The following is a 24,941-nucleotide window of genomic DNA, read 5'->3' as shown; positions in this document are numbered from 1 at the left end:
CGAAGGAATGTGCCCTTAACCCCGATATCGGTCAGGGGCAAGTACGCTTTCGACAATATCGCGCGCCGTTAAAAAGATTGTCACCCCCGGCCTGACCGGGGGTCCATGGTCTGACTGGTTGGTTTAAACTATTAGATAAGACCATGGATCCCCGCTTTCGCGGGGATGACAACTGTTTTTGAATGCGGGACGTCTTAGAACTTGAACCCGGCTTCAACGCCCCAGATGCGTGGTTCGTTGACGAAGCCTGTCAGGTTGTTGAAATCAATCCCGCCGACCGCAGACGTATCCTTGGTGATATTACGGACGAACGCCGAGATATCAAAGGCGTCGGTTTTGTAGCCGACACGCAGGCCGCCTTCGAGCATGCTCTTGTCCTGGAACTCAACCGATTCATACAGGAAGAAGTTGATTTTCGACCGGTACGCCCAATCCGTGAAGGCATAAACCTCTCCATTGCCGACAGGCACGCCATAACGCGCTGTCCAGTTGGCAATCCATTTGGGGCTCTGCGGCAGGCTGTTGCCGTTGATATTGACGATGGCAGCCGAGAAGGGCGCTGCAGCAACGACAATCGGGTCAAGCGGCGTACACAAGGACACGTTCGGGAAAGTGTCGAGACGCACAGCGCCGCAGGCTGCCGTCGTAAGGTTCGCATCGCGGATGCTGGTGTTGTTGTAGCTGATGCCCGCCGTCAGCAGCAATTGAGGGAACGGCTTGAATTCCAAGTCGGCTTCAAAGCCATAGCCGCGCACCATGTCGGCGTTGATCAGGCGGTTGGCGTTCACGCCGCCGCCAACTGCGGTCAATTGCGCATCCTTCAGCTCATAATAAAAGCCGTTGATGTTGAAACGGGCCCGTCCGTCCAAAAGCGTCGATTTGATGCCGCTTTCGTACGAAGTGATCGTTTCGGACTGGCCGACGGTTACACCGCTTTGCAACGGGGTGGCCGTTGCTGGCGGGAACAATATGCGGCCCTGAATCGATGGCGCGCGGTAGCCACGTGCAACGCGGGCATACAGGTTTACGTCATCGGTCGCCGCATATGTGCCGCTCAGGTCCCACGTCAGATTGTTGTCGCTCACATCGCGGCTGACCGTGCCGAGTGGATTCTGCAGGAAGCCGGGAAACTGGCTATCCTTGCTGCGTACAGCAACAAAGTCGCGCTTGTCGTCATTGTAGCGCAGGCCGCCCGTGACGCTGAATTGGTCGCTCAACTGGTAGGTCATCGAACCAAATATGCCGTACGCCTTACTGTTCTGGCGTTGCGACACGATGATGTTGACGCCATCGGGTGCATTGTTCGGGTCACCAAGCGTCGAGTAGTTTTCCGAAACGATGCTGAGGTCTTCGTCAAAGTAGAATACACCCGCCTGATAGCTCAACGGGCCATCATTGTTGCTGGCAATACGGAATTCCTGCGTAAACTGGTTCAATGTTGGAACGCTGTCGCGGGTTTCGGCGGTGAATGGAATCTGGCCAGGGCCATAAAGATTTGGCGGCAGGAAGTTGGCGCCAAAGCCACCATCGACATCGCCCACCGATGTTGCGTCACCTTGCCAATAGCTGGTGACTGAAATGAACGATACCGGGCCTGCGTCATAGGTCATGCGCGCAGTCATGTTTTGGGTATCGACGCTTTGTTCGTTCTTGCCGTCGGTAGAAACGCGGTACCGGTTGTAATTGGCATTCAGGCCCTTTTGCCCGCGCGTGAACACGTTTGCGCGGAACAGGCGCGCAGTGCCGTCCAGCGAACGGAATTGACCCGTCAGCAAGATGTCGAAATCATCGCTTGGCTTGATCAGGAATTGCAGACGCGCCGCATATTCCTTGTAGCCTTCAAATGCGTCTTTGGTCGTTTTGCCGGGGACGACATTGTCGACATAATCGTCCTGGCGCTGATACATGCCCGATACACGGACGCTTACCTTTTCCCCCAAAGGTCCGCCAAAGCCGCCTTCGAAATTCACGGCGTTAAAACGGCCATAGGAAATCTTGCCATAGCCGCCTGCAACATCGCTTGGGCGAACGCTGTCGAACTTCACTATGCCTGCGGGCGTATTCCGCCCAAACAACGTCCCTTGCGGACCACGCAGCACTTCGACGCGCTCGATGTCGAAAATCGGAAAGCCCTTGAGGATCGGGTTTTCCAGAACGACGTCGTCATAGACCAAGCTGACGGGCTGCGATGCGTTGAAGTCAAAGTCCGTGTTGCCAAGGCCGCGGATATAGAAACGCGGGAATGTCCGGCCAAAGGATGATTCAACCAAAAGGCTGGGCACGCGTCCCGAAATACCGCGAATATCAACGCCGCCGGCAGTGATGGCGCCTAGCTGGTCGCCGCTGACGGCGGTAACGGACAAAGGTACATCCTGCAGATTTTCTTCGCGGCGCTGCGCGGTGACGACAATTTCACCAAGCGTAGCGCTATCTTGCGCGCTTTCGTCCTGCGCATAAGCGGCAGGTGCGATGAAAAGGGCAGCACCGGCGACGGCAATCGCGACGCTGGATACTAAGGTTGAGCGTACAGAGCGCATGTGATTCTCCCCGGTGTGACAAATGATTGAGCGGCGGTCTGTTGCGCGCTCCTGATACCGAATGCGGCTTTACGATGCCCGGCCGCAGCGTCAACAAAGCTTTGCAACAACAGTGAAATTTTACACGCACTGTGGCACTTCGGCACTATGCCGTCAGAAGCTCATCTCGTCGTACACGCGTGACACATCGCCGCCCCATTCGCCGTGATATTTGTCCAGCAATACTTCCGCTACCGTCTTGCCGCTTGCGACGATTTCGCGCAGCGGGTCAAGATAGCCGGTTTCATTGTCACCACTGGCGTTAAGGCAATTGCGCGCGGCCAGGCCTGAGGATGAGATTTCGAGTATGCGCCCCGCAAGGTCAAGCAGCTTGCCGCCACCGGGAATCGATGCGTTCAGCCCTTGCACAGGCACTGCGGTGCGCAACGTCTCGCGCTCTTCCATGGTCCAATGCTTTACCTCGTCCCAAGCGGCATCCAGCGCGCCCTGATCGTATAACAAGCCGACCCAGAAAGCGGGAAGCGCGCAAATCCGGTTCCATGGGCCACCGTCCGCGCCGCGCATTTCGAGAAAGCTTTTGAGGCGCACCTCGGGAAATGCAGTCGACATATGGTCTTCCCAGTCGCTGACCGTTGGCTTTTCACCTGGGAGAACGGAAAGTTCGCCCTTCAAAAAGTCACGGAAATCAAGGCCGGCCGCATCGATATATTTGCCGTCGCGGTAGACGAAATACATCGGCACCTTGAGCATATAATCGACATATTGTTCGTAGCCGAAATTTTCGTCAAACACGAAGGGCAGCATACCAGTGCGGTGCGGGTCGGTGTCAGACCAGATATGACTGCGATAGGATAGATAGCCGTTCGGCTTGCCTTCCAAGAATGGCGAATTAGCGAACAGGGCAGTGGCCAAGGGTTGAAGCGCAAGCGAGGTCCGGAACTTGTGCGCCATGTCCGCCTCGCTCGAATAATCGAGATTGACCTGAATCGTGCAGGTGCGCAGCATCATGTCGAGCCCCATGCTGCCAACGCGTGGCATATGGCGCAACATGATTTCATAGCGGCCCTTTGGCATGATCGGCAGTTCGGCGCGCGTTTTGTCGGGCCAAAGTCCAAGGCCTAAAAAGCCAGTGCCGGTCTTGTCACCAATCGCCTTTACTTGTTTCAAATGCCGGCCGGTTTCGGCGCAGGTCTGGTGCAGGTTTTCAAGCGGCGCTCCGGACAGTTCAAGCTGTCCTGCTGGTTCGAGGCTGACGGTGCCGTCGCTTCCGCTCATGGCAATGACTTTGCCATTTTCGTAAACTGGTTCCCAACCGAATTCGGTCAGCGCCATCAACAGATCATGAATACCGCCCGGCTCGTCATAAGACGGCGCATGGTGGTCAGCGCGGGAGTAGACAAATTTCTCGTGCTCCGTCCCGATCCGCCAGCGGTCCTTGGACTTTTCGCCCTTGGCAATAGCGGCAATCAGCTGGTCGCGCGTCTCGATGACGGGATATATGCGGTCCGAAGTGGTTTTGGTGCTCATAGCGGCGGTTTAGAAATGTCAGTGATATTATGCCAGCAGATTCAGTTCATCATTTAACTGTCGCGTTAAATGTGATTGCAAAGGTGGAGCCGGGGCTCATTGTCGTTGCGGACGCACTGATGGTATTGCCGCTTACCGATGCACCAAAAGGGTCGGTTTCGTCTGCACCCACGGCATCGTCATCCTCAGCCATTTTAGAAACAATGCAGCTTGGCCCCGTCGAAAGCGTATTTGCGACATACGTAAGCGTCGCCGGAATAACGTCCGTTAGTTCGACAGGCGTGGCGGCACCGGAGCCCGCATTGCTGACCAAGATGCAATAGCTGACGACTGCTGCGGGAAGCGCCTTAGCGTTGCTGCCGCTGATCCCGTCGCTGATGATTTTGCTCGTCTTGGTGGCGGTGACCGTAGCCTGCGGGCGGCAGAAATTGATGTCATGGATGGTTATCAATTGCTGAAACGGATCACTACGCGAAATGCTGTGGTTGCCATATACAATGATAATTGTATCGACCGGGCTGGAAAATGTAACAATTACATTGCCATTTGCCGAGCCGTCCCCACTATCAGCATCCGCGTAGGCCGCATTTCCTATAACATAATTGGACAGACCGTTGGTTAGTATCGGGTTGACGGAAACGCCGTTGAACAATCCGGTAATGATAATGCGGTCGGCGTTGTTTGAGCCGTTAGCGGGAACGGCACCGGGTTGAGTGTCGATATCAGAAAGCTGAAACTGGGCGCCCGGTACCGCCGTCGGCAGGCTGATGGTGGTTGTCACCGTCGCATCCCGGTTCGTATTATCCATAAATAGGATAAGCGACGACTGTGTAGGAACGGTGCCCGAAGTGACCGCGTTTTGGCGCGATGGCGATTGCCCATTGTAAAGACCACTGGAGCTGTAAGCTGCGCCCGCGCTCAACGACATTCTAAAATTGATTGGCCCGAGGTTGGTTACGGCATAATTGTTGTTGGTTGACCCTGAGGTCCAGCTTACTGTGTCCCAGTCAAACAGGGTTGATCCCGCCGGACAAACTAATGTCGGGGGTGACCCCGCGGTTCGGCCGGTGCCAACAACAAAGTTCATAAATGCGTCGTCGTCCTCTTGTGTCGAGCCATTATTTACGATGGAATCTCTATCGGGGTTCGATGACGCAATAATTTCAGCGCTGGCCGCAATTGTCGTTCCGGCAGGGGCATCGACTGTCACCGTTATGTCGATTGTCGCAGTGCCCCAAGCTACAACGTCACCTACAGTCCAGATCCCCGTGGTACTGTTGTAGGTGCCTGTCCCTGTTGCACTTAAAAATGTAACCCCGGCCGGTAATGCAGCCCTGACGGAAACGCCGCTTGCATTTGTAGACGGTGGTGCATTGTTGGTGAGGGTAAGTTTGTACGTAAAGTTTGAACCCGAGCCTGGGTTGAACTCCGTGAAATCAACTGTCAGCGCCAGATCGGAATATGTGGTTGGGACATAATAAAAATATAGATCGGCGCGGACAAAAGTCCCGACGTCGGAGTTAACCGAATCACAGATTTCCAATGTCCATGTGCCAATGGCATTTTGCCCGTCAAAAATGCTGAGCGCAGCAGCTGGACGAAATGTGCGTAAATATGGTGGGACAGTTCCATTGGTATCGTCCCTCGTATGAGACGCAATCAGGGCCGATGCCTCGTCATCAAACAAGACGTTCAAATTGTTCGCCGCGCCGCCGATGCCATTCATCAATTGCACCGATGTTCCGGATGGCGCGGTCAATGTTACCCGTAAATCGGACCGATAGCTATGGCTTAACGATATCCCAATATTGACATCCGAAATGACAATAAAGCTAAAACCGACAGTAAAGGTGCGGGTTAGGGTCGACGCGCAACTTGGGGAGTCCGTGATGGCGCCGCTGATAATGTTCGAATACCTCCTCTCCACCTGCGCCGAGGCCGGCGACGCTGTAAGGCAGAGCACTGCAAATCCAAGTGCTATACTGATACGGGACATGAGTTTGACCCATGATGCGTTCCCTCTTGTCATTTACCGCGAACCCTTTGTTTTTTAATTTCGAGCGGCTGATCCCCAAACATTAACTTAACCATAAAAAACAATGGTTCATGGCATGGCAAGCATCCAGTTTAGTCAGCAAAATGGATGATATCGAAAATTGCTTACCCGTTGTTAACTACGTATCATTATGGACATAGTTCGTGTTTTTTTGCCGTTGAAGTGGGATGTTTTCGGTGGACCGGTTAAAGCGTGTGTTATGCGGATTTGCCAGCGTGTTTGCGCTGTGGCTTTGCCTGTCGAGCACGCCTGCTTATGCGCAAAGCTGTGCGCCAGCCGCAACGCAGGGCTCTGCACCATCAGGGTGGGAAACCTATTGCTGGCTCGATTTCAGCAGTTATAACGACGCCACCGCGCGCTCGGGGGCGGGGCAGAATTTCTCATTCAACCTCAACGACGGTTCGGTTTTGTCTCTTAATCTTAAGGCAACGCCGACGACCCAGACCGCGTTCAGTGCAATCTCCGCGCCGTCATGGACGGGCGCGGCGGTTGGAAACTCTGCCTTTATCGGCATACCCGGACGGCCTGTGTTGTACACTGCGACCGCGGGAAGCAGGTCGTTGGTGTTTTCGGCGATATTGATTACGCCACCGCCAGGTGCGCCTGCAGTTACGGCCTATTCATTCGTAGCTGCGGACGCAGAGTCCACCAACGATAACGAAAATCTGCAATTCGTAACAAATGGGTCGGGGTGGCAAATACTGGACCAGGTCAACCCGATTAGCGGAAATATTTACCCCACTATCACGGGGACGGGGACCAATACTTTCACGGAAACGGGCGTTGCCGGCACCGTGGGCGGCTATATCGTCGGCACCAACAGCCCGACAACGGTTACCGTGAATATGCAGGCTGGCGGCTTGCAAGGCGCAATGTTCGCAGTGCGTTTTGCCTCGATACGGTTGCGAAAGACCATCACAGGTGCGCGCGTCGATGCTGCCGATCAGTTTAACTTTCGCGTAACTGCAACATCCAGCGGTACAGTATTGGCAAATGGTACCACCACTGGCACCGGCAATGGTCCGTTTACGGCCGCGGCATTGTCGCTGGCGTCCGGCATATCGTTGACGTTATCGGAAACCATGGCCTCGGGCAGCGTCAGCGCTCTGTCGAAATATCAAGGCCGTTTGACCTGCACCAACAGCACAACAGGATCGACCACAGCGCTGCCGAATAACATGCTCACGACCAATTATGTTTTTGGCACCTTACAATTCGGCGATGCTGTAATCTGCGTTTTCAATAATGCCGCGATTCCGCATATCCGGCTGCGCAAAGTGCTTGGATCTAACCGGCGTTTTTCGACCGACCAGTTTACCGTTCGGATCAACCAGGGGACGACCGTCGTTGCATCTTCGACGACGACGGGCAGCAATTCCGCAGTTGCCGGTGGCGACACCGGTTTGGTTCAGCTCACCGCAGGCACAAGCTATTCGCTGGACGAAATCATGGCGGGACCCGGCAGTCTGACCCAATATGGAGCAACGCTTGCCTGCACGAATGCGACCAACGGGGTGACCAGCGTTTTCCCGACCACCGTGCCGGGAAACATTACCCCAGTGCTGGGCGACATACTCACCTGCACGATCACCAACATACGGCTTGGTAACAATGCGACATTGGTGGTTACAAAGACATCGACAGTGTTAAGCGACGGCGTTAGCGGCGCAAATCCCAAAGCGCTTCCGGGCGCGCGGGTCCGTTATACCATCAGTATTCAGAATACGGGCAACATCGCGGTCGATGCCAACAGCATCGTTATCACGGACCCCTTTCCGACCAATTTCACGCTTGACGCATCGACGCCCATTACAATGAACACAGGAACGAGCGGGCTTGCGGCGTTCAACCAGGGAACGATGGTGACCTATTCCAGCCAGGCCAGCGGAGGTGCGCCTTACACCGCGCCGTTAGGGTCGGGATATAACAGCGCCTTGCGAGGTTTGCGCTTTCAGCCGTCCGGCACAATGGCCGCGGCCAGCACCGCGGGACCATCGACTTTTTCGTTTAGCTTCACAGGCCAGATGAATTGACGTGCCTGGCACGACCTTAGTCAGCCCAGTCACCGCGTTTTGCCATCCAGACCGAAATCGCAGTCACTGCTGCGGTGTCAGCACGAAGGATGCGCGGACCAAGCGAGACAGGTCGCGCGTTCGGATGCGCACGAATGGCGGCATTTTCGCTGTCGGTAAATCCGCCCTCTGGCCCGATCAGCACTGCGGCGGGCCCGACGGTTATTGCATCCAGAAAGTTTTGGCCGCCGCGCTCGTCACAGAAATATAACGTCCTTTCAGCCGGCCAGTCTTTCAACAGCGTATCAAGCCGTGCGAGGCCCGCAATCTGGGGCAATGCTGTCCGCTCGCATTGCTCGGCCGCCTCAATCATGTGCGTGCGCAAGCGGTCATCCTTGACCTTGTCAACCACACAACGCGCAGTCAGCACTGGCACAAAGCGGGATATGCCCAGTTCGCAGGCTTTTTCCGCGATCCAGTCGAAACGATCCTTTTTTACAAGGGCCTGACAAATCCACAGATCTGGGGTTAGCTCGCGGTCGCGCAACTTTGCATCGACGGTCAGGTCAAGATGACGTTTGCCCAGTTGTGCCACCGTGGCAAGATATTCACCCGAAATGTCGTCGAACAATTTGACCACCGCACCCTCTTTCAGGCGCATCACGCTGGTCAAATAATGGGCACTGTTGCCATCGATGTTCAGCGTAGCGCCTACGGTCAACGGCTGTTCTACAAACAGCCGGGGCGTTGATTTTGGGGGCCAGGCGGGTGTTGCGGGCATAGTCTGCATCTACCCGTAAATCCCGGTGCCGTCATCTCCCAACTTCGTGCGGTTCAACTTCGCAGATGACGAGCAGGCGAAATTTTGGCAGGGCCTTGTCCATGACCTCGAACCTTGTGCCCGACAGCGAATATACTGGCCTGCTTGCTGTGCTGCCCGTCAAGTTGCGCGCGCTTGCCCTTTTGGCAAGGTTAGACCGCCCCGTTGGCTGGTGGTTGCTATTCTGGCCCTGCATATTCGGGTTGGCGCTTGCTGGCGGGGTTGTGCAACGCTGGGATCTTGCGCTTTGGATGCTGCTTGGCGCGGTGGCGATGCGCGGGGCAGGGTGTGTGTATAATGATATCATTGATCGCGATCTGGATGCGCAGGTGTCCCGCACGGCTTTGCGACCATTGCCCAGCGGCATGATAAGCGTGCGCGCGGCGTGGGTATTTTTGACCGGCTTGTGCGCCATTGGCTTACTTGTGCTCATCCAGCTACGCTGGGAGGCACAGATTGTCGCGGTCGGCAGCATGTTTCTGGTTGCGGCTTATCCGTTCATGAAGCGTATCACCTGGTGGCCGCAGCTTTGGCTTGGGCTGGTATTCAGCTGGGGCGCGTTGGTTGGCTGGGTCGCGATCACGGGGCAGGGCAATGCTGCGATGTATTGGCTATATGCGGGTACGATTTGTTGGGTCGTCGGCTATGACACCATTTATGCCATGCAAGACCGCGAAGATGATGCGCTTGTCGGCATTCGTTCAAGTGCCTTGCGGCTCGGCGGGAAAATCCGCGTTGGCGTCGCCTGTTTTTATATTCTGACGATCATCGGCTGGGGCATGGCGATTTGGAGCGTCCGTCCCGAAAAGCAGGCTTTGGTCGCATTGGTTCCCGTTGCCTTTCATCTTGCGATGCAGGTCACATCGCTTAAGGCGGATGGCAGCAATGCACTTGGTCATTTCCGTTCAAATCGCGTCGCCGGACTGCTTGCCGCGCTTGCTTTCCTCGTCGTCGGCGCAGCCAGTCAATATTAGGAGAAGAATATGGATCATCGTCGCATTGGCAAAAGTGCCATTTATGTATCTGACATCTGCATGGGCACCATGACCTTTGGGGCCCAAACCGATGAAGCAGAGGCGCACCGCATTCTCGACAAATGCCTGGACGCCGGCATCAACTTTTTCGATACGGCAGAGGGGTATCCCGTGCCGCCGGACATTAAATGGGTTGGCCGGACAGAGGACATTGTTGGCCGGTGGATGAAGGGGAAGAACCGCGACGCCATCATCATGGCGACAAAGGTTTCGGGGCCAAGCCATACATGGTTTAAATCCCCCAAACGCGGCGGCATGACGACGCTTGATCGGCACAATATTATCACTGCGGTCGAGGAAAGCCTGCGCCGATTGCAGACCGACTATATCGACCTGTACCAGACGCATTGGCCCGACCACGGCCTTGCCTATGACGAGACCATGGAAGTGCTTGATGAACTGGTGCGGTCCGGCAAGGTGCGCGTGCTGGGATGTTCGAACGAGACGAGCTATGGCCTAATGAAATCGCTCGCGACATCGGAACGGCTCGGCACCGCGCGCTACGAGAGCATCCAAAATAACTTTTCGATTAACAACCGCCGGTTTGAGGATGAACTCAAGCAGGTCTGCCGTCAGGAAGGCGTGTCGTTGCTGCCGTACTCGCCCTTGGGTGGCGGCGTGTTGTCGGGCAAATATCTCGACGGCGCACGTCCCGAAGGCGCGCGTTTCTCACGCTATCTGGAAATGACCGGCTCGCGTCAGGTCGAAATGGCACAGCGTTTCGCCGGACCCCGCGCGTTGGAAAGCACGATGCGGATTGTGGAGATTGCTAAAGAGGCAGGGATGTCTCCAGTGACGCTGGCCACGGCGTGGTCCAAACAACATGACTTTGTCGCGTCGACGATTGTTGGCGTGAGCAAGGAAGATCAACTCGACGACATCTTCGCCGCGATTGACCTGAAGCTCAGCGCCGAGGTGATGACCGCGATCCACAAGGTGACGAAAGAGATTTTGTACCCAATGGGGTGAGGGCAAACTTGCTATTTCATTGTTTTGACAAGTCCCGTTTTTCACCACCCCCTTCGTCATCCTGAACTTGTTTCAGGATAACATGCGACGGTTGTTCGTTATCCTGAAACAAGTTCAGGATGACGATGGGGTGTTTGTTCAGGATGACTACGGGGAATTCTGTTCAGGATGACGACGGGGGAGTTTGTTCAGGGTGACGGGTGATGGGCAAGGGAGAGCAATTGTTGCCGCTAGAATGGGAGTTGGTTACCCGAAATCCGATTACTTCCCTCAGCCCGTAATTTCCGCCTGTGGGTAGCCCAAGGCTTCGCCAAGCGCCTGCAAACGCCGCAGGACGCTGTTTGACTGTAACCGGACTGCCGAACGGCTGAGGTGCAAACGCAACGTCGCGCCTTCTCCGTCGATGCGGCTGTCGGCCAGCGCGCCGCCCGTGCCGCCGTCCAAGCGATGCGCAAGGCGGATGGCGAGGCCCCAGATTACGGCTTGCGCCAGCGCGCCGGGTTTCGCCAGCGCGGTCAGCATTTCCGGCAAGGTGCGTTTTCCCGCATGCACCGTCCACAGCGCAGCAGCCATCACCGCGCGGTCGCTTGCGCTGACGCCGGGCCAACTGCCATCCAGCGCAAGGTCAAGTGCATGGTCAGCGCGATATTCGGGGTTCACGTTCCACACGCTGTCTGACAACAGACAGGCCGCCCGGCACAGCCGCGCATCATGCACGCTTTGCCCTGCAAATACGGGCGCAATCCATTCGGCAAGCGCATCACCGTGAAAGGGAAAGCGCCCCAGCCGCTCGCCTTCGAACCGGGCGGCGGCAATCAACGGGTCTTGTTTTCGCTCAGTGGGCGTGAGTTGTTCAAACAATAGCCCCTCACGCAGGCCGTAGATGCTCGTCACAAGCTTGCGGGGCTTCAAAAGGCCAACGATACCACCCAGCAGGGCCGTCGCCCCGGGCAGGGCAGAAACGCGCCCCGCAGCGACCACGTTCGACAGCGTCAGTGCATCCCGATCATTTGCAATTGCGGATAACATTTCTGGCGCTTCGGGGGGCATTTCGTAATTGGAAAGGATGGTCAGCGGATAGCCCGTTTGATGCATATGCAGGCGCGCAAATGTCCGCCACGAACCGCCGATCATGTAGAATGGCAGGCCAGCCTCAAGCGGGAATGCGCGCTTGCCCATCACCTTGGCGATATCCGTGCGCAGCATCTGCGTGACTTGTTTTACGGACTTGCCCAGCAATATATCGTGGCGCAGCGTGCCGAGCGGGAGCGACACCCGCGCGCCTAATTTGCCATCGGCGATCCGGATCAGTTCAAGGCTACCGCCGCCCAAGTCACCCACATAGCCATTGGCAAAGGGGTTATCGCTCAACACGCCATAGCCTGCCGCTGTTGCTTCGGCGTCGCCGTTCAGCACATCGACACTTATGCCAAGCGCCGCTGCTTTTTCGACAAGTTCATGGCCGTTTTTGGCCTCACGTGTGGCGGCTGTTGCGACCACACGCATACTGTCGACCTTCATGGCACGGGCAAGCGTTTCAAACCGCGCGAGCGCCGCCAACGCCTTTTTCATAGTGGCCTTGTCAATCTCGCCATCGCCAGCGAGGCACGCGCCGAGCTTCACGCGGCTTTTTTCATTGTAGATCGGCATGGGCGCGCGCGCGAGCCCTGCATAAACCACAAGCCGGACAGTGTTTGAGCCAATATCGATGACGGCCTGACGCACCGCCTTCATCTTTGTCGGACGAGGCTCAACGTTGGAACCTTCTTATCATCTGCAAGCGCGCCTCCGCGTCCAGAAAGCGACGCATTGGTCATAAAATAGTGATGCAGATTGAATGGCATTTTTCCGGCTTTCACCCTCTCATAGCGTCCGTCCGAACGCAGCATCCAACTTTGCTGGTTGTCGAGCATGTTTGCAACCATAACCTGATCAAGGATCTGGTCATGCACGGTAGGGTTCTCAATTGGCAGCATATATTCTACGCGGCGGTCAAAATTGCGCGACATCCAGTCAGCCGACGAAATAAATACCCTGGCATCGGGATTCGGCAAATCGGCGCCATTGCCCATCGCCCAGATGCGGCTATGTTCCAAAAAGCGTCCCACCACCGATTTAACGCGGATGCGCGACGACATGCCTTTGACCCCCGGGCGCAAGCAGCAAATACCGCGCACAATCAGGTCGATTTCAACGCCCGCTTCGCTTGCCTCATATAATTTATCGATGACGGCCTGATCCACCAGAGAATTCAGCTTTGCCCATACAGCGCCGGGACGGCCAGCGGCGACATGCGCAATCTCGTCATCAATCAATGACATGATCTTTTCACGCAACCCAAGCGGGCTCATGGTCAAAATCTGAAGCCCCGTTGGCGGGATATAGCCAGTGATATAATTGAAAATCTGGCCGGCATCATGCCCGACACGCGGGTCAGCGGTGAAGAAGCTGATGTCCGTATAAACTTTTGCGGTAACCGGATGATAGTTGCCCGTGCCCAAGTGGCAATAGGTGCGAAACCCGTCCGCCTCGCGGCGCACCACAAGTGAAATCTTGGCATGGGTCTTCATATCGACAAAGCCGTAGACGACCTGCACGCCGGAATTTTCAAGCTGCGACGCCCAATGCAGATTCTGCTCCTCGTCAAACCGTGCCTTCAATTCAACAATGGCGGTTACCGATTTTCCGGCCTCTGCGGCTTCACACAAGGCGCGGATAACTGCCGACTGCTTGCCTGCGCGATACAGTGTTTGTTTGATCGCAACGACATCAGGGTCGAGCGCGGCTTGCTGCAAAAACGCCAGGACGACATCGAAGCTTTCATAGGGGTGATGAATGACGATATCTTTTTGGCTGATCGCGGAAAAACAGTCGCCATCATGCTCAAGTATGCGCTCGGGGAAGCGCGGCGAGTAAGGGGGGAACTTCAGATGGGGGCGGTCCTCCTCCACCAGTTGACCCAAATCGCCAATGCCAAGGAAGCCAACAGTTTCAACAACGATGGATGCACCTGCACCCAGTTCGGAACGGATCAAAGTGGCCAATTCGTTTGGCAGTCCCTTTTCCAGCTTCAGCCGGATGATGCGTCCGCGGCGGCGTCGCTTAATCGCGCTGCGGAAATAACGCACGAGGTCCTCGGCTTCTTCCTCCACCTCGATATCGCTGTCGCGAATGATCCGAAATGCTCCTGCCGCGACCAGCAAATAGTCCGGAAACATTTGGCCGACGAAATGCTTGATCAGCGCTTCGATGGTGACAAAGCGCGTGCCGGCGCCGGGCAACCGGACAAAGCGGACGAGCGACTGCGGGATCATGACAAGTTGCCGCACAACTTCGCCATCGTCCTTGCGGCGCATATCGAAAATCAGGCTGATGCCCTGATTGGGTATGAACGGAAAAGGATGCGCCGGGTCAAGCGCTTGCGGGGTGAGCACTGGCAAGATTTGTTCGCGGAAATATTTGCCGACTTGCGCCTGAAGCGACTTGCCCATGGCGGATGGTTGGACAATCTTAATGCCTTCGCCCGCCAGCTCTTTCATCAGCTTGCGCCAAAGCTTTTGCTGTTGGATCATCAGCTGGTCTGCGGCAGCAACGGTGTCGATTAGCTGTTCCGACGGCGTTCGGCCATCAATGGAAAGCTGTTCAATGTTGCGCTGTTGTTGGCCGCGTAGGCCAGCGACACGCACCATGAAAAATTCATCCAGGTTGGTGCCGGAAATCGACAGGAAACGAAGCCGCTCAAGCAATGGATGCGCGAGATTTGATGCCTCCTCCAGCACCCGCTCGTTAAACTTCAGCCATGAAAGCTCACGGTTGAAGTAGCGCGAGGATGGGAGATTCTTGTCGTTTTGCATTAAACTCTTACTCTTCGGCGGGGTCACGCGATAATTCCTTAATGGCCTGTACGCAATTGCGTTGCACGGTTTCATTACCATTTTACGGCAGCTTATACCCGTCCCTAAGACGATGTGTCCAATCCAGCATAATGTCTTGAAGATTTTAGCCCGCGCGTGATGAGCCGCGTCGGGATCTGACTTTGCTGAATATGGATAGGTTGCCCTAGACACTGCCGACGTGTTCGCGCATGAGGATGACTATGACTATTTGGTTTCATGAAAAGCTTGATCTTGAGGCGCTTACCGCAAACGGGGCTCGCTGCATGCCCGGTTTTGTCGGCATCGAATTTATCGATTATGGGGATAATTGGATCAAGGCGCGCATGCCTGTGGATGACCGGACGAAGCAGCCTTACGGCCGTTTGCACGGCGGTGCGTCGGTGGTGCTCGCTGAAACAGTGGGGTCTGTCGCCGCGGCGATGACGGTTGATCCGACCAAATTTGCGACAGTGGGGATGGAAATCAACGCAAACCATATTCGCCCCGTGAAGGACGGCGATGTTTTTGCAACCGCGACATCGGAATCGATTGGAAGGACGACGCAAATCTGGTCTATCCGCATTGAGGATGAGGCCGGAAAGCTGGTCTGCATTTCACGCATTACCATGGCGGTCATTTCTACCGACCGCGCATGAGTCATTGTTCCAAAGGCGGTTGACGTCCATCTGCCATGTTGGGCATGTCCACCGGTGGACAGAAATGGGGTTTAAGCGAATGTCGCTACGATATGTGCGGGAATTTAAGGGCTTTGCCGGGATACGGATTGAGGCGGATGACATTGGTTCTGCCGATGACCCTTCTATCGTCCTGCTGCATGGATTTGGCCAGACCCGCAAAGTGTGGGAGGATGTTGCCATCGGCCTTGAGCAGGCGGGACGGCATGTCATCAATGTCGATTTGCGGGGCCATGGCGGAAGCGAGTGGCCCTCCGATGGCCGGTATGACTTTACGGCTTATGTCGAGGATTTGCGCGCTGTCCTTGGACAAATGCGCACGCGCCCAGTGGTTGTGGCGGCATCGCATAGTGCGTGGATTGCAACTATGGCATTGGCAGAGGATGCCGCAACATTGGCGTCAGGCCTGATTTTTGTCGACCCACCTGCGGCGCATGACGCACATTCCGTTCGGTCGTCGGCAGAGCGGCTATCGTCCGCATTTGGACGGAATTTAAAGCAGCCTGACTATGACAACAATATTTTTGACGCGTTCGATGCGCAGGGCGTGGGTGAACTGCTCGCCGCCGCTGCTCCGTCAATCGGTTTGCCATCGCTCATTATTCGCGGCGCCTTGGGCCATATCGAGACCGATGCCGCGCAGGTCAGTTTTGTCCACGCACTTCCCAATGCAGAAGCAATCGATGTGGATGGCGGCGGCTTGCTTATCGTCGCGGAAAGGGCGGAGGCCTTCAATGGCCTGTTGATTGATTTTCTGGAGCGCAAGCAGCCGCGTTTCATTCCTGAATACCGCTCTGGTTCCGATGCGCGGACCTTGCGCGACGCGATGGGTTGTTTTGCAACTGGCGTGACGATCATCACCGCGCATGCCAGCGATGGCAAGCCGGTTGGCCTTACGGCAAACAGTTTTACCAGCGTGTCGCTTGACCCGCCCTTGTTGCTGGTGTGCATTGCCAACAACGCCGGCACCGCAGAAACTTTGCGCGAAATCGACGAATTTGCGGTCAACGTGCTGCAAATCGGGCAGCAGCCAGTGTCCAACCTGTTTGCAGGCAAAAGCGAAGACCGCTTTGCCGGAACGCGATGGGAGGTCGGCGAATATGGCGCGCCAATTCTGCCGAGTTCACTTGGTATTTTTGAATGTAAACGGCACGCATTGCACGAGGCTGGCGACCATTTCATCCTTGTTGGTCGCGTCGAAAAGGCGAGCTTTGAACCACGCCGCGATCCCTTGTTATACTTTCGCGGCAAATATCGGCGTTTGCATTTTACCTAAACGCCGGCTCGCATTGACTCGAAGCCTGCGATCACATAAACTGGTTGCAAATGTAACCAGTTTTGCAGGAGCGTATCATGGCCGATCTATTCGAAAACCCATTGGGTTTGGACGGGTTCGAATTCATCGAATTTTCCGCACCTGAAAAAGGCCTGCTTGAACCCGTATTCGAACGCATGGGTTTCAGCCGCATAGCGCGGCACCGCTCAAAGGATGTCGATTTGTGGCGGCAGGGCGAAATTAACCTGATCGCCAATTACGAACCCAAAAGCCCGGCGGCCTATTTTTCTGCTGAGCATGGGCCATCGGCCTGCGGCATGGCGTTTCGGGTGAAGAATGCGCGCATTGCTTATGACGAGGCGATTGCGCGGGGTGCCGAGCCGGTTGAAACACGCACTGGTCCCATGGAGCTTCGCCTACCCGCCATTCGCGGCATTGGCGGCGCGATGATTTATCTTGTGGACCGCTATGGCGACGCTTTATCCATTTACGACATTGATTTCGACTATCTGCCCGGTGTGGATCGCAATCCCGTCGGCGCTGGTTTCAAGATTATCGATCACCTGACGCACAATGTTTATGGCGGCCGCATGGCGCATTGGGGCAGCTTTTACGAACGCGTCTTTAACTTCCGCGAAATCCGCTATTTCGACATCAAGGGCGAATATACTGGCCTCACCAGCCGTGCGATGACTGCGCCTGACGGCAAGATCCGTATTCCACTAAATGAAGAAGGCAAGGCTGGCGGCGGACAGATTGAGGAATATCTGCGCGCATACAATGGTGAAGGCATTCAGCATATCGCATTTTCCTGCGATGATTTGCCTGCGTGCTGGGACCGGCTGAAGGCGCTTGGCACGCCCTTTGCGCCGCCACCGCCAAAAGCTTATTATGACATGCTAGAAGAGCGCTTGCCGGGCCATGGCGAGCCCGTGGATAAACTGCAGTCCCGTGGCATATTGCTTGATGGGTCAACGCAAGACGGCGACCCACGCTTGTTGCTGCAGATATTTTCGCAGACCATGATTGGACCTGTGTTTTTCGAATTTATCCAGCGCAAGAAAGACGAAGGCTTTGGCGAAGGCAACTTTACCGCTTTGTTCAAAAGCATCGAGCGTGACCAGATTGAACGCGGCGCGTTGAAGGTCGAGGAGCCGGCAGAATGAACGCACCCATCAAGCTGAACCGCATCCACCATGTTGCCTATCGTTGCAAAGACGCCAAAGCGACCGCCGATTGGTATGCACAGGTGCTGGGCATGGAATTCACAACGGCCTTTGCCGAGGATCATGTGCCGTCTACCGGCGAATATGACCCTTATATGCATATCTTCCTCGATTGCGGTGGCGGCAATGTCATCGCTTTCTTCGAACTGCCCAACCAGCCCGATATGGGCAAAGACCCCAACACGCCTGCGTGGGTGCAGCATATTGCGTTTGAGGTGTCTGATCTCGACGCGTTGCTGGCGGCTAAGACGCATATCGAGGCGCAGGGCATTGATGTTGTAGGCCCAACATTCCACGGTATCTTCCGGTCGATCTATTTCTTTGACCCCAATGGCCACCGGCTCGAACTTGCCTGCAATATTGGCAAGCCGGAACAATATGCCGAACTGAAACGCGTTGCGCCGTTGATGCTTGCCGAATGGAGCGAGACCAAAAAAGCGCCGCGCCATGCCGATTGGCTCCATGTTGACCCTGACAAGCAGAATTAACGTATCTCGTCTGCCAGATAAATTTGTGAATGATGGTCGGAATTGTGTGCTGATATGCTATGCTGCCTGATAGCATGATGTTGGGGGCGATGTTGCGCGCCCGCCATATGATACGGGCGAGAAAGATATGAACATTCCCACGTCAAATACGCAACGCGAGCACGCGGACGTTGCGGGTCGCTTCATCATGGGGGCGCAATCCAGCCCTGTTCCCATGCTTTTGATCGACGGACCGGCATGCAACACCATCTTGATGGCCAATTCCAGCTTCTTGCGCATGAGCGGCCTTGATAGCGCGCAGATTGTTGGCACCCCACTTGCCTCCGCACTTGCCGGAATGATGGACGCAAAAAATATTGCATATATGACGAAACGACTGGCGCTTAATCAGCCTGCAACTTGGGAACTTGATTCAATATGTGCCGACGGGTCAATGATCCCGGTGTGCGTATTTGATTTTCCGTTATTCACGGCCGGGTCACCAGAGCCACAGCACATATTATCCTTTCACGAACCCAGAAAGGCGGCATCGCCGTCAACGCCGACTGTTGCCGAAATGCGGTCTTTATACGCACATACGCCGGGTTTTATTGCCATGTCCGAAGGCGCCGACCACCGCGTGATATTCGCCAATGAATCGTACAAACAATATGTGGGAAAGTCGGAGCTTGAGGGTCTCACCGTTGCTGAAGCTATGCCCGAGGCTGTTGAGCAGGGTTTCGTCAGCTTGCTCGACAATGTGTTTAAGACGGGAATCCCATTTCATGGCAAAGGGGTTCCATATGAATTTCACGATACCGAGAGTGGAGAAGTTATCCGGCATTACAGCGACTTCGTTTATGCCCCCGTCCGAGACGCGGACGCGAAGATTGTTGGTCTTTTTTGCGAGGGGTATGACGTCACCAAACAGAAAGAGGCGGAGGCATCTGTGACCACGCTTCAAACGAGGGTCGCACATGCGTCGCGGGTCAATGCCATGGGGACCATGGCCACGACCATGGCGCATGAGTTGAACCAACCGCTGACGGCGATCCTGAACTACGCGACCGGCGCGTTGCGATTATTGGACCGTCCAGACACAGATACCGACATTATCAAACAGGCGATATTGTCAATTCAGGAATCCGGTGAGCGCGCTGCTTCAATTATCCGCACATTGCGGGACCTGACGGATCGGCGCGCGCGTGCGCATGCTGAATTTCAGCTTAAGCCTGTTATTGCAGAAGCATTGAACCTGGTGCGCAATAGCTGCTCAGTGGATACGCAGTTGCACGCCGACATCGCATCCGGTTTGGCTGTAACGGCCGATCGTGTTCAGATCCAGCAGGTAATTATCAACTTGGTACGCAATGGTTGCGACGCAACCTCAGGATTAAAAGAGCAGAAGGTCACCGTTGCGGCCGAAGTTACAGGCAACGAAGTTGTTGTGTCGGTTCGTGACACTGGTCCAGGTTTGGCGGCAGAATCCGCGCAGGATATTTTTACCTGGGTTGATTCATCCAAGGAGAGTGGAATGGGCTTGGGGCTCTCCATTTGCCGAACGATCATTGAAACCCATGGTGGGCGGATTTGGCTGGAGGATTCAAGTACAAGCGGATCCGAATTCCGTTTTTCGCTCCCCCATAACCTAGCTGAGCTATCTTAAGTCACCATAGGTTAAATGCAGGATCGAGACCGGCGTCGTCAGCTGAATGCCAACCCGGTCGCCTTCGACCCACTTTACGGTGGCATTAAGGATCTTGCCGTCGCTTAGGTTCACCAAAAGTTGTTGATCGGGACTAACTGGAAGGTCGGATTCAATCATCATCCCCGTTTTTGATACATTGCGCACGCGCGCGGAGGATGACCAGCTTGAAAGGCTTATTTTGGCCTTCAGTCGGGCTGCGGTGCGCGGCATGCGCTCCTGATGGTCAGGCAGATGGCCCAAGTCGACCTGCGCGCATTCCGGGAGCACATCGAGCATCTTGGAAAATTTCATTCCAAAGCGACCATCTTGAACCCATCGGATGCTGCCCGCGACGTGCGTTAAGTCATCAAGGCTGATATAAGCGGGTTGACCGACGCGCAGGTCGATGTCCGTCGAGCCGCGCAATCCGCTCCGCGAAATGTCGGTTACCAGCAAGTCGCTTTGTGAGCGGACGACGTGGATCTGCGCGCGCAGAAGTACGCGTTGCCTGCTTTCTTTGCGTTTCGATGATGTTGGCGTCGGCGATATGTCGGATGCTATCCATTTTTCAGCCGTCAATGTGTCAAATGGCATGTCGTGAACGTCCCCTCCCAAAGTATCGCTCAATTTGCTCATAATCATTTCGAAGCGACAATGACTTTGCCCTTCGCCATCCCACCCTTGTTATCAGCGAGAACATAAATGATCTCGTCCGATCGGCGCTCCGTTGGATTGGCGGCATAAGCGACCAAACCGTCTGTGGTAAATGCGACGGTACCATGTTTGGCAGATGCCCCGATGACCGTCAGCGCGTCATTGTCCGCATCGTGGTCGTTAGCCAGCACGTTGAACGCCTTCGACGCATTGGAAAGATCGACATAATCGACCCTGGCCACAGGCGGTGTATTCAGGGTGACTGATGAATCCTTCGCGGAGCCGCTAGGCGACGTTTGCGCAACGTGCGGCACTTGGCCATAGGCTGGCAAGCATGTTGCGAACGTTGCGAGCGCCATAGCCTTTACTATTTGCGCCCGCCCATGCGCCCGAGGAAACCGGGTGGTCGCGGCTATGAGAGAGGAAATATTCTGCTTCATCGCGCAACGTCTTTCTTTTGACCGACCGCAGCACGCCGTGCGCGCGATCTCTGGAAGTTGAAAAACTGGAGTGGCGGCGGGTGTGGGGCCCGCCGCCGGTCGGCAGGGACCAGACCGCCAACAAGTCCAGATAACCCCCAAAATGTTAACACCTGCGTGCCAGCACACCCCGCAAAAATACGGTATGAGTAAAAAATATCATTGTTTTTCATAGGGCCAAGACCGAACGGCATATAATTAATGCACATCGTTGCATGTTAACGAATACGATTTGAAAGTGTGAGCGCGCGTGTGAACGCCGTCAATTAGCTATGCCGCACGCGGCGCGGCCAGAAATTCTATGACCAGTTGCGTAAAGCGCTCGGTGCCGCGTCTTTGATCGGCGTCCGAGCCATTTGGCAACAGCCGTTTGACATGCCGCGCAACATATTGGGACGGACCATGATAGGCCATGTGCCAACCGGAGAATATCCGTGTGGAAATAGAATGGCGCGCCGCAATGAAGATATTGTCATGCCGCGGGTCTTGTCGAAGAGCCGACATGATCTGCGCAAGTGAGCTCGGCGGCCCTTCAAGAATTTGCGCAAAATGGGTGCCCGTAAATAAAAGCGCACCCGAAACCGCCAATTTCGCATTTCGTGAGCGGGCATCGTTCACGAGCTTTGCCATCGCTGCCTTTATATCTGCAACATCAATCCGACATTCGCTGACATATATGATGCGTTCCAGCCGCATATTTATTGCAATTTTGACCCGGGAACACCGTTTCGGCGGGCGCGCTTAAAGGGAATGATATTTGCGCTGCGCGTCATGCAACTTACCAAGTCAGGAATATCCGAGGCTGGTCGGGCCATGCCATAAAGATAGCCCTGACCCACGGTGCAGCCGCAGGATCTGACAAATGCAGCCTGCTCATGTGTCTCGATACCTTCTGCCACAGTTTCGATCCCGAGGCTGGAGCCAAGCCCGATAAGCGCGCGGACAATTGCGGCATCGTCCGAACTTTTGCCAAGCCCTGATACGAATGTCTGGTCGATTTTCAAAACATGCACGGGAAATTTCTTCAGGTGAGTCAGCGATGCGAAGCCTGTACCAAAATCATCCAGAGCGATGCGAACCCCACGTTTCGCCAGCGTTGTGAGGGCGCGCAAAACATAATGGCTGCCGCGATCAAGAAAAACGCTTTCGGTTACTTCAACTTCGATAAGGCTTGGGGAGAGTCCCCTTACCTTCATTGCAGCAAGCAACCGTTCGGCAAAATCATTGGCGGCAAAATCGCCCGCACAGGTATTCAACGCAACTTGACTAAATTGCAAACCCGCAGCGACCCATTTCTGCATGTCGTCGAGCACGAGGTTCATCATCCGGTTGCCAATGACGAGCGCAAGTTCGGTATCCAGAAACGCAGGGGCAATCATATGCGGCATACCCAAGCGGCCGCTCGCCTGATCCCATCGCAGCAGCGCTTCAAACCCGGTAAGTTCGCCCGTTAGTAAGTCGACTTTTGGCTGGTAATAAGGGAATACCCGGTCCTCGGCGATTGCTGTGCGGGCGAGTGCCGTCATGTTGATTTCGCGCTCGAATGCGGTTTCCATATCCGGATGGAAATCAACCGCACAACCGCGCTTTGCCTTGGCGACACCCAAGGCCAGATCGCCGCATTTGATTAAACCTTCGGCCGTTTTGGCATGTTCGCCATAGACAGCAACGCCAATGCTTGCGCGACATTCGATCAACCGGCCGTTATGTTCAAGCTTTTCACGCAAGCGCATATTCAGCGACTCAACGATTGTCGCCAGGTGCTTGCGGGCTTTGACCGAGGTCAATACGATACCAAATTCATCGCCGCCCAGCCGTGCCACAGTATCGCCCTCACGCACCACATCGCGCAGCCGCGAGGCAAAGCTGCATAGAACGGCGTCACCAGCGTCATGGCCCAAGGAATCGTTGATTTGTTTGAAATGATCCACATCGATCAAAATAACGGCAACGCCCGAGCCGTCGCGTTCGGCGTTGACCAAAGCGGTCGCCAACTGGCTATGAAATAAGGTTCGGTTGCCAAGATGAGTCAGTGAATCGTGGGTGGCGATCCACTGCAACGCTGTTGCTGCGGTCCGTTGTTCCGCTGCACGGGTGTCCCGTTCCTTTATCGAACGGCGCAATTCCAGTTGGGCCTCCACTTGCCGGGCAAGCACGCGCAATGTCAGCTGCTGGACTTCGGTAAGACCTGCTGGCCGTGCCACTGGATCAAGTACACATAATGTCGCAATTGGCGTGCCGTCCGCAGCCTGCAATGGCATACCTGCGTAAAAGCGCAGTCCGGGGGCTCCGGTGACAAAGGGGTTGGCGGCAAATAAGGGATGCCGGCTTGCATCGGTAACTATGAAGACGTCTGGCTGCGTTATCGCATAGGCGCAAAACGAATCAGAGATCGGGGTTTGGTTGATGCCTAACCCGACATCCGATTTAAACCATTGCCGGTCTTCGCATAAGAAAGTAATCGCGGCGAACGCCGTTCCGCAGACCGCGGCTGCAAGACCAGCAATTTCGTCGAATTCCGGCTCGGTCGGTGTGTCCAGTATATCGTAGCGGTTGATGCTTTCGCACCTCTTTGCGACCTCGGCCGCGCGTTCGGCAGCGGACAAATTAGGCAGATTAAATTCGTCGATTCCGCACAGCATAGTCACAGTTTTCGCGCCCGTCATTTTCCTGAACCTTAAGGCTGTAACGAACCGGGGGCTATACGCGAGATCGGGAAAGTGCGGGAAGCGCGTTAATAAATTCTTAACCATTTAAGCCAGCACGTAACACGGCGTTACAGCGCGGGGAGGAAACGCCATGTTACTGTTGCTGTCGCTCCAGTAGTGCCACCGCGGTGGGACATATAACTTGGGGGATACGACCGTGTTCCAATCACCCGTTACCGACACCAGAATTGCGCAGCCGGCCCCAGCGCACCCGGGCCCAGTGCAGCCGGCCCCAGTGCACCCGGCAAAGTCTAGCCCGCCGGTATATGTCATCGACGACGAGAGCGATGTGCGTCGCTCGCTCCATTTTCTGCTGGCAACGATAGGGCTGAAAAGCTGGCCATTTGCGTCCGCTCAGGATTTTCTCGACAACTTTGCCGGCCTGGAACCTGGACCTGTCTTACTCGACATTCGCATGCCCGCAATGGGCGGCCTTGAACTTATGACTGTGATGCGTGAGCGCGGTGTCAAATGGCCGATTATAGTTATGAGTGCGCACGGTGACATCAAGGTGGCGGTCCAAGCGATCAAACTTGGTGCTATTGAATTTCTTGAAAAGCCCTTTGGGTATGAAGCGCTGGACCTGTCCTTGCGAGCTGCCTTTGCGCATTTGGCGCACGTAAATGACAGGGTTGCTGCAGGCAATGCTGCACGGGCTGCGTTTGCCTTATTAAGCCCACGCGAAGCCGACGTAATCAATGTCCTGATGCGTGGCATGCCAAACAAGACGGCCGCGCATGTTCTTGATTTAAGCGTGCGGACGGTGGAAATGCACCGCGCGAATGCTTTGGCCAAACTGCAGGTGAAAAGCATCGCTGAAGTCATTCGTTTGGCGAGCGCGATTGAACCCGATATGTCCACTATCCCGCAATATCATACGCAATATGCTTAGGAAGCGTCCGTAAACGGCCTCAGGGGC

At 55.3% G+C, this 24,941-nt stretch carries 19 protein-coding genes; 9 read left to right on the top strand and 10 right to left on the bottom strand.

The features are described from left to right. Window positions 1–194: 194 nt before the first annotated feature. The 3 genes from ACLL9E_RS03420 to ACLL9E_RS03410 all read right to left on the bottom strand — a co-directional run bounded on the left by ACLL9E_RS03420 (window position 195) and on the right by ACLL9E_RS03410 (window position 6,060). A complete protein-coding gene (locus ACLL9E_RS03420) occupies window positions 195–2,537 on the bottom strand; it encodes a TonB-dependent receptor (RefSeq protein WP_411290337.1) in 2,343 nt (780 codons plus the stop codon). A 153-nt stretch (window positions 2,538–2,690) separates the two neighbouring features. Further along, window positions 2,691–4,064, bottom strand: coding sequence for a glutamate--cysteine ligase (locus ACLL9E_RS03415; protein WP_411290336.1), 1,374 nt, complete (start codon window positions 4,062–4,064; stop codon window positions 2,691–2,693). A 49-nt stretch (window positions 4,065–4,113) separates the two neighbouring features. Further along, window positions 4,114–6,060 (bottom strand): proprotein convertase P-domain-containing protein, encoded by a 1,947-nt coding sequence (locus ACLL9E_RS03410; protein WP_411290335.1) that lies wholly within the window; start codon window positions 6,058–6,060, stop codon window positions 4,114–4,116. A gap of 236 nt (window positions 6,061–6,296) precedes the next feature. Between ACLL9E_RS03410 and ACLL9E_RS03405 the strand changes: the two genes are divergently transcribed. Then, window positions 6,297–8,153, top strand: coding sequence for a CshA/CshB family fibrillar adhesin-related protein (locus ACLL9E_RS03405; protein ID WP_411290334.1), 1,857 nt, complete (start codon window positions 6,297–6,299; stop codon window positions 8,151–8,153). Between the two features lie 16 nt (window positions 8,154–8,169). Here ACLL9E_RS03405 and ACLL9E_RS03400 read toward each other — a convergent pair whose 3' ends face one another. Beyond that, window positions 8,170–8,913: a 16S rRNA (uracil(1498)-N(3))-methyltransferase gene (locus tag ACLL9E_RS03400; protein WP_411290333.1), complete on the bottom strand. Its 744-nt coding sequence runs from the start codon at window positions 8,911–8,913 to the stop codon at window positions 8,170–8,172. A gap of 101 nt (window positions 8,914–9,014) precedes the next feature. Here ACLL9E_RS03400 and ubiA point away from each other — a divergent pair, with 101 nt between their 5' ends. Both ubiA and ACLL9E_RS03390 read left to right on the top strand, forming a co-directional pair. Further along, window positions 9,015–9,926, top strand: coding sequence for a 4-hydroxybenzoate octaprenyltransferase (gene ubiA, locus ACLL9E_RS03395; RefSeq protein ID WP_411290332.1), 912 nt, complete (start codon window positions 9,015–9,017; stop codon window positions 9,924–9,926). A 9-nt stretch (window positions 9,927–9,935) separates the two neighbouring features. Further along, complete coding sequence (locus ACLL9E_RS03390; RefSeq protein WP_411290331.1) at window positions 9,936–10,955, top strand: aldo/keto reductase; 1,020 nt, start codon at window positions 9,936–9,938, stop codon at window positions 10,953–10,955. Window positions 10,956–11,225: 270 nt separating this feature from the next. On the opposite strand, the gene ACLL9E_RS03385 is transcribed toward ACLL9E_RS03390, so the two are convergent. Then, window positions 11,226–12,680 (bottom strand): Ppx/GppA family phosphatase, encoded by a 1,455-nt coding sequence (locus ACLL9E_RS03385; RefSeq protein WP_411290330.1) that lies wholly within the window; start codon window positions 12,678–12,680, stop codon window positions 11,226–11,228. 5 nt (window positions 12,681–12,685) lie between these two features. Beyond that, entirely contained in the window at window positions 12,686–14,809 is a 2,124-nt protein-coding gene (locus tag ACLL9E_RS03380) for an RNA degradosome polyphosphate kinase (RefSeq protein ID WP_411290329.1), read from the bottom strand. Between the two features lie 242 nt (window positions 14,810–15,051). Between ACLL9E_RS03380 and ACLL9E_RS03375 the strand changes: the two genes are divergently transcribed. From ACLL9E_RS03375 to ACLL9E_RS03355, 5 genes are all read left to right on the top strand, one after another. Next, window positions 15,052–15,486: a hotdog fold thioesterase gene (locus ACLL9E_RS03375; protein ID WP_411290328.1), complete on the top strand. Its 435-nt coding sequence runs from the start codon at window positions 15,052–15,054 to the stop codon at window positions 15,484–15,486. Window positions 15,487–15,565: 79 nt separating this feature from the next. After that, a complete protein-coding gene (locus ACLL9E_RS03370; RefSeq protein ID WP_411290327.1) occupies window positions 15,566–16,801 on the top strand; it encodes an alpha/beta fold hydrolase in 1,236 nt (411 codons plus the stop codon). 77 nt (window positions 16,802–16,878) lie between these two features. Beyond that, entirely contained in the window at window positions 16,879–17,967 is a 1,089-nt protein-coding gene (gene hppD, locus ACLL9E_RS03365; protein WP_411290326.1) for a 4-hydroxyphenylpyruvate dioxygenase, read from the top strand. Further along, entirely contained in the window at window positions 17,964–18,515 is a 552-nt protein-coding gene (locus ACLL9E_RS03360; protein WP_411290325.1) for a VOC family protein, read from the top strand. Before hppD ends, ACLL9E_RS03360 begins: the two co-directional genes overlap by 4 nt. Before the next feature lie 127 nt (window positions 18,516–18,642). Next, the gene (locus ACLL9E_RS03355) at window positions 18,643–20,160 is read left to right on the top strand and encodes an ATP-binding protein (protein ID WP_411290324.1); all 1,518 of its coding nucleotides are present in this window, start codon (window positions 18,643–18,645) and stop codon (window positions 20,158–20,160) included. Here the strand turns inward: ACLL9E_RS03355 and ACLL9E_RS03350 are convergent. The 4 genes from ACLL9E_RS03350 to ACLL9E_RS03335 form a co-directional block, all read right to left on the bottom strand. Then, entirely contained in the window at window positions 20,152–20,775 is a 624-nt protein-coding gene (locus ACLL9E_RS03350) for a PilZ domain-containing protein (protein ID WP_411290323.1), read from the bottom strand. The two genes, ACLL9E_RS03355 and ACLL9E_RS03350, sit on opposite strands and share 9 nt — an antisense overlap. Before the next feature lie 44 nt (window positions 20,776–20,819). Further along, entirely contained in the window at window positions 20,820–21,275 is a 456-nt protein-coding gene (locus ACLL9E_RS03345; RefSeq protein WP_411290322.1) for an Ig-like domain-containing protein, read from the bottom strand. 309 nt (window positions 21,276–21,584) lie between these two features. After that, on the bottom strand, window positions 21,585–22,010 hold the full coding sequence (locus tag ACLL9E_RS03340; protein ID WP_411290321.1) for a BLUF domain-containing protein: 426 nt from the start codon (window positions 22,008–22,010) through the stop codon (window positions 21,585–21,587). 2 nt (window positions 22,011–22,012) lie between these two features. Further along, complete coding sequence (locus ACLL9E_RS03335) at window positions 22,013–23,980, bottom strand: EAL domain-containing protein (protein ID WP_411290320.1); 1,968 nt, start codon at window positions 23,978–23,980, stop codon at window positions 22,013–22,015. 184 nt (window positions 23,981–24,164) lie between these two features. Here ACLL9E_RS03335 and ACLL9E_RS03330 point away from each other — a divergent pair, with 184 nt between their 5' ends. Further along, entirely contained in the window at window positions 24,165–24,914 is a 750-nt protein-coding gene (locus tag ACLL9E_RS03330) for a response regulator transcription factor (protein ID WP_411290319.1), read from the top strand. Window positions 24,915–24,941 lie beyond the last annotated feature (27 nt).

The organism is Sphingorhabdus sp. (assembly GCF_046596595.1).
Lineage (GTDB): Bacteria > Pseudomonadota > Alphaproteobacteria > Sphingomonadales > Sphingomonadaceae > Sphingorhabdus_B.
This window is presented reverse-complemented; position numbering and strand designations above follow the sequence as displayed.